The 10,217-nt window shown below is 72.3% G+C and carries 11 protein-coding genes; 8 read left to right on the top strand and 3 right to left on the bottom strand.

What is annotated here, in order from left to right:
* Together ACTIFU_RS19765 and ACTIFU_RS19760 are read right to left on the bottom strand one after the other, a co-directional pair.
* The coding region (locus tag ACTIFU_RS19765) for an AMP-binding protein (RefSeq protein WP_439580037.1) at positions 1–760 on the bottom strand (760 nt) is incomplete at its 3' end.
* Between the two features lie 22 nt (positions 761–782).
* The gene (locus ACTIFU_RS19760; protein WP_439580036.1) at positions 783–1,565 is read right to left on the bottom strand and encodes an enoyl-CoA hydratase/isomerase family protein; all 783 of its coding nucleotides are present in this window, start codon (positions 1,563–1,565) and stop codon (positions 783–785) included.
* Between the two features lie 267 nt (positions 1,566–1,832).
* Here ACTIFU_RS19760 and ACTIFU_RS19755 point away from each other — a divergent pair, with 267 nt between their 5' ends.
* Together ACTIFU_RS19755 and ACTIFU_RS19750 are read left to right on the top strand one after the other, a co-directional pair.
* Entirely contained in the window at positions 1,833–2,627 is a 795-nt protein-coding gene (locus ACTIFU_RS19755) for a transporter substrate-binding domain-containing protein (RefSeq protein ID WP_439580035.1), read from the top strand.
* Between the two features lie 9 nt (positions 2,628–2,636).
* Positions 2,637–3,791 (top strand): M24 family metallopeptidase, encoded by a 1,155-nt coding sequence (locus tag ACTIFU_RS19750; RefSeq protein WP_439580034.1) that lies wholly within the window; start codon positions 2,637–2,639, stop codon positions 3,789–3,791.
* A 27-nt stretch (positions 3,792–3,818) separates the two neighbouring features.
* On the opposite strand, the gene ACTIFU_RS19745 is transcribed toward ACTIFU_RS19750, so the two are convergent.
* Positions 3,819–4,571: an IclR family transcriptional regulator gene (locus tag ACTIFU_RS19745; protein ID WP_439580033.1), complete on the bottom strand. Its 753-nt coding sequence runs from the start codon at positions 4,569–4,571 to the stop codon at positions 3,819–3,821.
* A 141-nt stretch (positions 4,572–4,712) separates the two neighbouring features.
* On the opposite strand from ACTIFU_RS19745, the gene ACTIFU_RS19740 reads away from it, so the two are divergent.
* The 6 genes from ACTIFU_RS19740 to hutI all read left to right on the top strand — a co-directional run bounded on the left by ACTIFU_RS19740 (position 4,713) and on the right by hutI (position 10,089).
* A complete protein-coding gene (locus ACTIFU_RS19740; RefSeq protein WP_439580032.1) occupies positions 4,713–5,441 on the top strand; it encodes an amino acid ABC transporter permease in 729 nt (242 codons plus the stop codon).
* Positions 5,438–6,097: an amino acid ABC transporter permease gene (locus tag ACTIFU_RS19735; protein WP_439580031.1), complete on the top strand. Its 660-nt coding sequence runs from the start codon at positions 5,438–5,440 to the stop codon at positions 6,095–6,097. Before ACTIFU_RS19740 ends, ACTIFU_RS19735 begins: the two co-directional genes overlap by 4 nt.
* Positions 6,075–6,806, top strand: a complete 732-nt coding sequence (locus tag ACTIFU_RS19730; RefSeq protein ID WP_439580030.1) for an amino acid ABC transporter ATP-binding protein — start codon at positions 6,075–6,077, stop codon at positions 6,804–6,806. The genes ACTIFU_RS19735 and ACTIFU_RS19730 overlap by 23 nt, the downstream gene beginning before the upstream one ends.
* Positions 6,807–6,850: 44 nt before the next feature.
* Positions 6,851–7,669 (top strand): transporter substrate-binding domain-containing protein, encoded by an 819-nt coding sequence (locus ACTIFU_RS19725; RefSeq protein ID WP_439580029.1) that lies wholly within the window; start codon positions 6,851–6,853, stop codon positions 7,667–7,669.
* Between the two features lie 72 nt (positions 7,670–7,741).
* Entirely contained in the window at positions 7,742–8,773 is a 1,032-nt protein-coding gene (locus tag ACTIFU_RS19720) for a succinylglutamate desuccinylase/aspartoacylase family protein (protein WP_439580028.1), read from the top strand.
* A 98-nt stretch (positions 8,774–8,871) separates the two neighbouring features.
* Positions 8,872–10,089, top strand: a complete 1,218-nt coding sequence (hutI, locus tag ACTIFU_RS19715) for an imidazolonepropionase (protein WP_439580027.1) — start codon at positions 8,872–8,874, stop codon at positions 10,087–10,089.
* Positions 10,090–10,217: the final 128 nt, after the last annotated feature.

Here is a 10,217-nt window from a genome sequence, read left to right as displayed (position 1 = left end):
GCAGTTGGCCGCGGAGTTTTTGGATGGGGGTGGGGGCGTTCTGGGGCGCGTGGGCCCACTCCGGGTGGGCGTTGAACCGTGGCACCAGCGCCAGCACGGCCCGGCGCAGCAGCGGCACGACGATCAGCTGCGCCCCGCCGATGTGGTAGAGCGGCTCCCATACCAGCATCACGTCGCCGTCGCCGACGCCCGAGACCAGCACCGCCGCTTCGCCGGCGAGCCGCATCATGCGGTGGGTGACGATCACGCCCTTCGGCCGGCCGGTGGTGCCCGAGGTGTAGAGGATGCCGAAGGGGGCATCGGGCTCGGGCGCGTGCGGCGCGAGCATGGCCGCGCCGTCCAGCCACCGCGTGACCTCATCCCCGTCAGCGGGCAGCACGGGAACGCCGGCGAGCGGCGCCCCGCTCTCGGCGATGACCGGCAGGAACGCCGCCTCGGCGAGCACCAGCGACGGTTCGGCGTGCTCGAGCACGAAGCCCAGCCCGGCGCCGCGCGCCTCGGCGTTCACCGGCACCCAGACCGCGCCGAGCTTGGCGATCGCGAGGAGCAGCACGAGCGGCAGCCGGCCGTTGCGCAGCATCGCCGCGACCCGCCCGCCCGCGGCCACGCCGCGCCCGGCAAGCCCCGCGGCGAGCCCGTCCGACATCCGGTCGAGCGCGCCGAAGCTCAGCGCCGCGCCGTCGATGCGCGCGAACACGGCAGCCGGCTCGGCGCGGGCGTGCGCGCGGAAGAGCGGCAGGAAACCCTCGGCGCCGTCCACCCTCCGGTCCCTCCCGTCGCGCTCAGCGTCCGCCGCCGTCCCGGCGCTGCGCGCGCGCATCGAGGAAGCGCTGCATGGTCGCGGCCGGCTCGCCCGTGCCGTAGGCCGCGCGGTGGATGCGGATCGCCGCGGCGATGGTGGCGCGGAAGGACGGCTCGGTCATCTCGCGCAGCCACGCCTTGCTGAGCCGCATGGCGTTCGGCGGCTTGGCGGCGAGCTCAGCCGCGAGCGCGAGCGCCTCGGCCAACACCCGCTCCCGCGGCACCAGCCGGCTGATCAGCCCGATCGCGTGCGCCTCCGCCGCATCCATCATCCGTCCGGTGAGCGCAAGGTCGGTGGTGCGCGCGATGCCGAGCAGCTCGCGCATGATGCCGGGGCCGGTGACGCTCGCGAAGCCGGCGTTGATCTCGGGCTGGCCCATCGTGACGCCGGGGTGGCCGACGCGCAGGTCGCCGAGCAGCGCGACCTGGAAGGCCGAGCCGGCGGCGAGCCCGTTCAGCGCCACCACGAGCGGCTTGGTGAGCGAGCGGATCAGGCCGTAGAGCCGCTCCCACTCGCGGATCCATGCCTCAGCGCGGTCGGGATCGAAGGTCTTGCTCTCGTTCAGGTCCTGCCCGGCGCTGAAGGCGCGCTCGCCGGCGCCGGTGAGGACGACGGCACGGATCGCGTCGTCGCGCTCCATCGCCTCCAGCGCGGCGATCAGAAGGTCGCGCATCGGCCGGTGCCAGGCGTTCAGCACCTCGGGGCGGTTGAGCGTGATCACGCCGATCGTGCCGTCGGTGCGGGTGAGGATGAAGGGGTCCATGCGGGTCCGCCGGCGGCTCGTGGGGCCGCGGCCCGGAGACGCTGCGCGTCCGGGTCGCGTGATCCACGAAGCAATACAGGGGATCACACCGGCTGCGGAGGGGCCGCTGCGCATCGCCGCGTCTCGGAGCGGTGCGCGCGCCGACGCTTCACCAAGGAAGCTTGACTTCATCGACGAAGCGCGCCTAGCGTTTTCTCTCCGCAACGCTCGCCCGGAGGCCGACGGCACCGGCCCGCGCGGCTGCGCGCCGGACAGGGAGGACGTGTGATGCGAACCGTGTTCCGCCGTCTCATGCTGCCGCTCGGCGCGATGCTCGCCGCCGTCTCGTTCAGCCTCGAGGCGCGCGCCGACCGGCTGGGCGAGATCCTGTCGCGCGGCGCGGTGCGCGTGATCGTGTTCGCCGACGTGCCGCCGTTCGGCTCGGTGAACGCCAACCGCCAGCTCGAGGGCTTCGACATCGACCTCGCCAACCTGGTCGCCCAGGCGCTCGGCGTGCGGCTGGAACTGGTGCAGGCGACCGCGGCCAACAGGATCCCCTACCTGCTGACCGATCGCGCCGACATCAACATCGCGGCGATGTCCGTCACGGCCGAGCGTGCGCGCCAGGTGATGTACAGTGCGCCCTATGCCGACACCTCGCTCGCGGTGTACGGGCCGAAGGCGCTGGCGGTCACCTCGGCCGCCGAGATCGGCCGCAACCGCGTCAGCGTCGCGCGCGGCACGACCGAGGATCTGGTGCTGACCGCGCAGGCGCCGGGGGCGGACATCATGCGCACCGACGACAATGCCGGCGCGGTGCTGGCCTATCTCTCCGGCCAGTCGCGCCTGCTCGCGGCCAACAGCGTGGTGGTGGCGGAACTCGCGCGCCGGCATCCCGCCGCCGAGTTCGACTTCAAGTTCGCGCTCCGCCGCGCGCCCGCGCACATGACCGTCAAGATGGGCGAGCACAACCTGCTGCGCTGGATCGACACCTTCATCTTCCAGCAGACCCTGAACGGCGAGCTCGACCGGCTGCACGTGAAGTGGCTGGGCGGGCCGATGCGTCCTCTGCCGCCGCTGTAGCGCGGGCTCGTGTCCCGCCACGACTTCAGCGCGGCGGAGTTCGCCGAGCGCCGCGCGCGGGTGCGCGCCGCGCTGCGCGAGGCCGATCTCGACTGGCTGGTCGCGATCCATCCGGTCTCGATCCATTGGCTGACCGGATCGGAGGCGAAGAGCTACCAGGAGTTCCAGTGCCTGATCGTCGCCGCGCACAGCGATGCGCTGGTCATCCTCGCGCGCGAGGGTGAGCGCAATGAGCTGCTGGACGACGCCCTGGTCGACGCGGTGCACGGCTTCGGCGGCGGGGTGGCCGAGGACCCGATCGAGGCCTTCGCCACGCTTGCGCGCCGCCTTGGCGTGCTTCAGGGGCGCGTGGGGCTGGAGGTGCCCGCCTACTACCTGCACCCGCACCACTACGAGCGGCTCAAGGCACTGCTCGGCCCGGCGCTGGTGGCGGAGCCGACCGCGCTCGTCGCCGGCCTCAAGATGGTGAAGTCACCGGCCGAGCTCGGCTGCATCCGTGAGGCCGCGCGCCGGGCCGACCTGGCGATGGAGCGCTTCGCCGCGGCGTTGCGCGCGGGCGAGAGCGAACTCGCGCTCGCCGCCGCGGTCCACGACACGCTGCTGCGCGCCGACAGCATGCTCGCGGCGAGCCCGGTCAACCTCGTCTCGGGCGAGCGTGCCTGCTACAGCCACGGCGCGCCGACGCCGCGCCGCCTGCGCGCGGGCGAGCACGGCTCGATCGAATACGGCGCGACCTGCCGCCGCTACACCGCGACGATCGGGCGTGTGTTCAGCCTCGGCCCGCCCGGGCGGTGGTTGCGGGAGGTGTACGACGTCGTGCGCCGTGCAGCGGATGCCTGCATCGCCGCGATCCGCGACGGCGCGCCGGCGACCGCGCCGCACGAGGCGGCCTGCGCGGTGATCGCCGAGGCCGGCCTCGCGCATGGCCGCGTGCACCTGTCCGGCTATGGCCTCGCGCCGGGCTTCCCGCCGGGCTGGTCCGAGCCGCTCCACCTGTTCGACGCGAGCCCCTACGTGCTGCGCGCCGGCATGGTGGTGACCGTCGAGCCGCCGGTGTTCCTGCGCGAGAAGCGGATCGGCGTGCGCATCATCGACAATGTGCTGGTCACCGAGGGTGGCGCGGAGCTGCTCTCGCGTCGCGACCGCGGCATCATCGTGCGCTGAACGATGCGCCTGGTCCGCTGCCGCCCCTCAGCGCAGCGCCGCCGCGATCGCCGCGCAGCAGGCGACGAGGCGCGCGCGCACCAGGTCATGCCGCGGCACCTGGCCGTGGCGGTTCAGGTACGGAATGACGATGCTGGCGATCGCGCTGCCGTCGGGTGCCAGCACCGGCGCGCCGATATCGGTCACGCCGACGGCGTCCCGGCTGGATGCCACGCAGACGCCCGCCGCCCGGATGCGATCGAGCTCGCGCGCGAGCGTCCGCGGCGCGGCCGTCCCGCCGCCGGCCTGCACCGCCTCGGCCAGCAGCCGCGCCCGCCGCTCCGGCGGCTGGAACGCGAGCAGGATGCGCCCCGAGGTCGCGCGCAGCGCCGGCCGGCGATAGCCGAGCTTCAGCGTCAGGCTGAGATCCGTGCCGCCGCTGCTCGCCGCGATCACCACCGTCTCGCCCCGCATCAGCACGACCAGATGCGCCGACTGCCCGACGTCCTCGGTCAGCCGCTCCATGGCCGGAACGGCCGCCTCCAGCAGCCGGCGCGGGCGCGGGGTGCGCATGCCGAGCTCGAACAGCCGCCGCGTCAGCATCAGCCGCTCGGTGCCCGGCTCGCGCGCGAGATAGCCGCGCTCCACCAGCACGACCACCATGCGGAAGATCTCGTTCTTCGACCGCCCGAGGCGGTCGGCGAGGTCGCGGCTGGTGAGCGGCGCGGTGGCCTCGGCCAGGGTCTCGATGATCTCGAGCCCCTTGGTGAGCGCGGGCGCCGCGTAGGGCCGCCGTGCCATGGACGCGGGGCGTGCCCGCGGGGTCGGTATCGCCATGCGCTTCATATATGAAGTTTGACCGCCTCTGCGAAGCACCCTACGCTCTCCGGGCGCATGGCGTGGGAGGCGCGAGCGGCGCATGACCGCAGGTCCGGGTTTGCGATGATCCTGTCAGGCGTGCCGCGCGGTGCCGCCGCGGCACCCCTCGGCGCGGCGGGCGCGCCCGCAGTGAGCTACACCTTCCGCTTCCGTGACGTCTTCGCCGCCTGGGACCTGCTCCAGGACGGGCTGATCCTGACGCTGTGGCTCTCAGGCATCACCATCACGATCGGGCTGCTGGTCGGCACCGCCTGCGCGGCCGCCTCCGTCTATGGGCCGCGCGCGCTGCGCCTGCTGGTCGCCTGCTATGTCGAGGCGATCCGCAACACGCCCCTGCTCGTGCAGCTGTTCATCGTGTTCTTCGGCCTGCCGAGCGCCGGGCTGCGGTTCGACGCCGAGACGGCTGCCGTGGTCGCGCTCAGCGTCAATCTCGGCGCCTACACGGCCGAGATCGTGCGCGCCGGGCTGGAGGCGGTGCCGCGCACGCAGATCGAGGCGGGCTACGCGCTCGGCCTGACGGGGCCGCAGGTGTTCCGCTACGTCGTGCTGCTGCCGGCGCTGCGCATCGTCTACCCTGCGCTCGCGAGCCAGTTCGTGCTGCTGATGCTGGCGACCTCGGTGGTGTCGCAGATCTCGGCCGCCGACCTGTTCCACGCCGCCTCGATCATCCAGTCGCGCACCTTCCGCGACTTCGAGGTCTATGCCGTGGTGGCGGCGATCTATCTTGCCCTGGCGCTGGCGATGCGGGTGATGTTCCTGGGGATCTATCTGCTCGCGTTCGGCCGGCGATGATCCGCGAGTTCGCCCTCATCGATCTCGGCTATCTGGTGCTGGCGGCCCGCTGGACGCTGCTGCTCTCGGCGATCGCCTTTGCCGGCGGAGGACTGGTCGGCCTGCTGGTCACGCTGCTCCGGGTGTCGCCGCTCGGCCCGCTGCGCTGGATCGCCGGAACCTGGATCCTGGTCATCCAGGGCACGCCGCTGCTCGCCTGGCTGTTCGTGTTCTATTTCGGCCTCGCGCTGGTCGGCTTCACGATCTCGACCTGGCTTGCGGTCACCGTCGCCTACTCCATCTACGCCTCTGCCTTCCTGGCCGAGATCTGGCGCGGCGCGCTCCAGTCGATCCCGCGCCAGCAGTGGGAGGCGGGGGCGGCGCTCGCGCTCTCGTTCGTCGAGCAGCTCCGCTACGTGATCGTGCCGCAGGCGGTGCGGGTGGCGATCCCGCCGACCGTCGGGTTCCTGGTGCAGCTCATCAAGAACACCTCGCTTGCGGCCGTGATCGGCTTCGTCGAGCTGACGCGCGAAGGCCAGCTCACCACCGCGGCCACGTTCCGCCCCTTCACCGTGTTCATGGTTGTCGCGGCCATCTATTTCGCGATCTGCTTTCCCCTGACACTCTGGAGCCGAAGGCTGGAGAGGACGCTGCATGTCGCTCGTCGCCTGTCATGACGTGGTCAAGCGGTTCGGCGCGAACACCGTGCTCGACGGCGTGTCGATCACGATCGAACGCGGCGAGATCGTCGCCATCATCGGCCGGTCCGGCTCCGGCAAGTCGACGCTGCTGCGCTGCATCAACGGGCTCGAGCCGATCCAGGGCGGGCGGATCGTGTTCAACGGCATCGTCGTGAACGACCCGAAGACCGACCTGCGCGCCGTGCGCCAGCGCGTCGGCATCGTGTTCCAGAGCTACAACCTGTTCCCGCACCTGACGGTGGAGCGCAACATCACGCTCGCCCCGCGCGTGGTGAAGCGCACCGCGCCTGCGCAGGCGCGCGAGATCGCGCGCGAGGTGCTGGCCAAGGTCGGGCTCTCGGAGAAGATCGACGCCTATCCGGACTCGCTGTCGGGCGGGCAGCAGCAGCGCGTCGCGATCGCGCGCTCGCTCGCGATGGCGCCCGATCTGATGCTGTTCGACGAGATCACCTCGGCACTCGACCCCGAACTGGTCGGCGAGGTGCTGAAGGTGCTCGAGGAGGTCGCGCGCCAGGGCATGACCATGGCGCTGGTGACGCATGAGATGGGGTTCGCGCGGCGTGTCGCGCACCGCGTGGTGTTCATGCACCACGGCCGGATCTGGGAGGAAGGGCCGGCCGAGCGGTTCTTCGACGCCCCGCGCACGCAGGAACTGCAGAGCTTCCTCGGCGCGGTGCTGCACTGAGCAGTGCCGCGACCGGGCGGAGAGGGATGGGAAAGGAGCATGACATGTCCAGGATGATGAGGCGTGGCTTGGGCGGGCTCGCGGCCGCGGGCGCGCTGGCGGCGGCCGCGGTGTCGCGTCCCGCGCGGGCGCAGGCGGCCGCGCCGGACGGGCGGCTCGCGAAGATCCTGTCGGACGGCGTGGTGCGCATCGGCGTGCCGCTCGACGTGCCGCCCTTCGGCTCGCAGAGCGCCGACCGCCGTCCGGTCGGGTTCGATGTCGAGTTCGCCGAGATGACGGCAAAGGCGCTCAATGCGCGGCTCGAGCTGCAGCAGATCACAGGGGCGAACCGCATCCCGTTCCTGCTGACCGACCGCGTCGACATCGTGATCTCGGTGATGGGGCTGACGCCGGAGCGCGCGCGCCAGGTCATGTTCACCGCGCCCTACGCCAACCTGTTCCTCGGCGTGTACGGCCCGCGCGCGCTGAACGTCACCTCGGCGATGGATGTCGGCACCAACCGGATCGCCGCGGCGCGCGGCACGACCCAGGAGCTCGCCCTCTCGGCGATGAACCCGCGCGCCAGCATCATGCGCACCGAGGATGACGCGACCGCGGCGGCCGCCTATCTGTCCGGCCAGGCGCAGCTGTTCGCGACCGCCTCGATCGTCGCGCAGGATCTCGCCGCGCGGCACCGCACCGTCGAGTTCGACCGCAAGTTCGTGATCCGTCGCAGCCCGGCCCATATCGGCGTGCGCATGGGCGAGCATGCGCTGGTGCGCTGGCTCGACGGGCTGATCTTCTTCAACACGATGAACGACGAGCTGGACCGGCTGCACCGGACGCATCTGGGCATGCCCATGGACCCGCTGCCCACGCTGTGAGCGGCCCAGGGTGGAGGGACGGCCACGCCCCTCCACCGCCGCGCCGTTCCTCCCGTCACGAAGGACCGTTGCATGCGTCATCCCGCCGCGCCGAGGCCCTCGAGCGCGTTCCTCACCGTCGACCTCGAGCAGCCGGGCAGGCAGGTCGGCTTCCTCCGGATTCCCCACTCGCCGCACGACGATGCCTGGGGCGTCACGCAGGTGCCGATCGCCGTGATCGGCAACGGCACCGGCCCGACGGTGCTGATCGAGGGCGGCAACCACGGCGACGAGTACGAGGGGCCGATCGCGATCTGCGAGCTGATCCGCGAGCTCGACCCCGCGCGCGTGCAGGGGCGGCTGATCCTGATGCCGGCCAACAACGTGCATGCGGTGATTGCGGGGCAGCGCACCTCCCCGGTCGACGGGCTGAACTACAACCGCACCTTCCCCGGCGATCCGCGCGGCACGATCACGCAGCAGATCACGGCCTTCGTCACCGACCATCTGTTCCCGATCGCGGATGCCTTCCTCTCGCTCCACTCCGGCGGCTCATCGCTCGACATCATGCCGAGCGCGATCATCGAGCCGGCCGACGACCCGGCATTGCGTGCCCGCAACATCGCCGCCGTGCAGGCGTTCGACGCGCCGCTGACCGTGGTGATCTCCAATCTCGGCGACCCGCGCACCGCCACCGCCGCGGCCGTGCGTGCCGGGCTCGTGACGGTCGGGACCGAGATGGCCGGCAGCGGCACGGTCTCGCCCGAGGCGCTCGCGATCTGCCGCCGCGGCGTGCGCAACGTGCTGGGGCATCTCGGCGTGCTGCCGCCCGAGGACGCGTCGCCACGGCGCGGCGACGGACGCATCCTGGAGCTGCCGGGCAGCGCTGCCTATGTGTTCGCGACCACTGACGGCATCTTCGAGCCGTTCCACGCCAAGGGGACGGAGGTGCGGGCCGGCGAGCCGGCCGGCCGCATCCATTGCACCTGGGACCCGCGGCGCCCGCCCGAGACCGTCACCTACCAGGCCGACGGCCTGCTCTACGGCAGGCGACAGCCTGGCCGGGTGAGGCCCGGCAATTGCTGCCTCGTCGTTGCGAGCGCGTATGCCGCGGCGCTGACGTGACGCGGCTCCGCCCGCCGCGACTGGCCCTCGGCTGACGCCTTCGGCATCCTGCTCCGTGCGGCACGCCTGGACGATCGCGCGCATGGGAGAAGCGGCGGATGTGGGACTCGATCTGGTACGGGGCGAGCGTCGCGACGATGCGGGGCGATGGGCTCGGTCTGGTGCCGGGCGGGGCCGTCGCGGTGGAGGGGGGGCGCATCGCCTGGGTCGGTCCGACCGACGCCCTGCCCGGCCGGCCGGAGCTGCTCGCGCGCGCGGTGCACGACTGCGCGGGCGCGCTCGTCACGCCGGGGCTGATCGATGCGCATACGCATCTTGTCTTCGGCGGCGACCGCATCGGCGAGTTCCGCGCCGCGCTCGCCGGTGCGACGCGCCAGGAGCTCGCGGCATCCGGCGGCGGCATCCTGGCCACGGTCCGGGCAACGCGGGAGGCGGACGAGGAAACGCTGCTGACCACGGCACGGGCGCGCCTGCGCTGCCTGATGGCGGAGGGCGTGACCACCGTCGAGATCAAGTCGGGCTACGGCTTGGACCGCGACACCGAGCTCCGCATGCTGCGCGTCGCGCGGCGGCTGGGCGAGAGCGAGCCGGTCGACGTCGTCACCTCCTTCCTGGGCGCGCACGCGCTCGCACCGGAATACGCCGGCCGGCCGCATGCCTTCATCGATTTCCTGGCCGAGCGGGTGCTGCCGGAGGCGGTCGAGGCCGGGCTCGTCGACATGTGCGACGGCGGCATCGAGGGGCTGGCGATCCCGCACGAGGCGATGCTGCGGCTCTACGCCCGGGCGCGGGCGCTCGGCCTGCCGGTGCGCGGCCACACCGACCAGTACCGCGACGTGGACGGTGCGATGACGCTGGCGCTGATCGGCGCGCGCTCGGCCGATCACCTGGAGTACGCGAACACGGCCGGGATCGCGGCGATGGCACGCGCCGGCACGGTCGCGATGCTGCTGCCGGGCAGCACGCTGTTCCTGCGCGAGACGAAGCGCCCGCCGGTGGACGCGTTCCGCAGCGAGGGCGTGGCGATGGCGCTGGCGACCAACTGCAATCCTGGCTCCTCGCCGACGCGCTCGCCACTGCTGGTGCTCGCCCTCGGCTGCACGATGTTCCGCATGACGCCGGAGGAGGCGCTGCGTGGCTTCACCGTCAACGCGGCGCGCGTGCTCGGCCGCGAGCGCCGAACGGGAGCCATCTCAGAAGGATACGACGCCGATCTGGTGGTGTGGAATGTCGCCGATCCGGCCGCGCTCTGCTACTGGCTCGGCGGCAATCCCTGCCGGCAGGTGGTGAAGGCGGGCAAAGTCGTGCGCGGCTGACGCCGAGACGCAACGACCCGCGGCAGGATCGTTGCCAATGCGGCGATGGGGGCGCGGCGTGGTCGCCTCATCCCGGCCTTCTGCCCGGTCGGGGAAGATGGGACGCATGGCTCCACCGGGTTCCCTCT

The organism is Elioraea sp. (assembly GCF_051860475.1).
In the GTDB taxonomy this organism is placed as follows: domain Bacteria; phylum Pseudomonadota; class Alphaproteobacteria; order Acetobacterales; family Acetobacteraceae; genus Elioraea.
Note: the sequence above shows the minus strand (reverse complement) of the source record. Positions and strands in the feature narration are given on the sequence as shown.

Excerpts from the sequence above, each read along its gene's own strand:
- ACTIFU_RS19745 (WP_439580033.1), bottom strand. The coding sequence starts at position 4,571 with ATGGCACGGCGGCCCTACGCGGCGCCCGCGCTCACCAAGGGGCTCGAG.
- ACTIFU_RS19725 (WP_439580029.1), top strand. The coding sequence starts at position 6,851 with ATGTCCAGGATGATGAGGCGTGGCTTGGGCGGGCTCGCGGCCGCGGGC.
- ACTIFU_RS19720 (WP_439580028.1), top strand. The coding sequence starts at position 7,742 with ATGCGTCATCCCGCCGCGCCGAGGCCCTCGAGCGCGTTCCTCACCGTC.
- ACTIFU_RS19730 (WP_439580030.1), top strand. The coding sequence starts at position 6,075 with ATGTCGCTCGTCGCCTGTCATGACGTGGTCAAGCGGTTCGGCGCGAAC.
- hutI (WP_439580027.1), top strand. The coding sequence starts at position 8,872 with ATGTGGGACTCGATCTGGTACGGGGCGAGCGTCGCGACGATGCGGGGC.
- ACTIFU_RS19735 (WP_439580031.1), top strand. The coding sequence starts at position 5,438 with ATGATCCGCGAGTTCGCCCTCATCGATCTCGGCTATCTGGTGCTGGCG.
- ACTIFU_RS19755 (WP_439580035.1), top strand. The coding sequence starts at position 1,833 with ATGCGAACCGTGTTCCGCCGTCTCATGCTGCCGCTCGGCGCGATGCTC.
- ACTIFU_RS19740 (WP_439580032.1), top strand. The coding sequence starts at position 4,713 with ATGATCCTGTCAGGCGTGCCGCGCGGTGCCGCCGCGGCACCCCTCGGC.
- ACTIFU_RS19760 (WP_439580036.1), bottom strand. The coding sequence starts at position 1,565 with ATGGACCCCTTCATCCTCACCCGCACCGACGGCACGATCGGCGTGATC.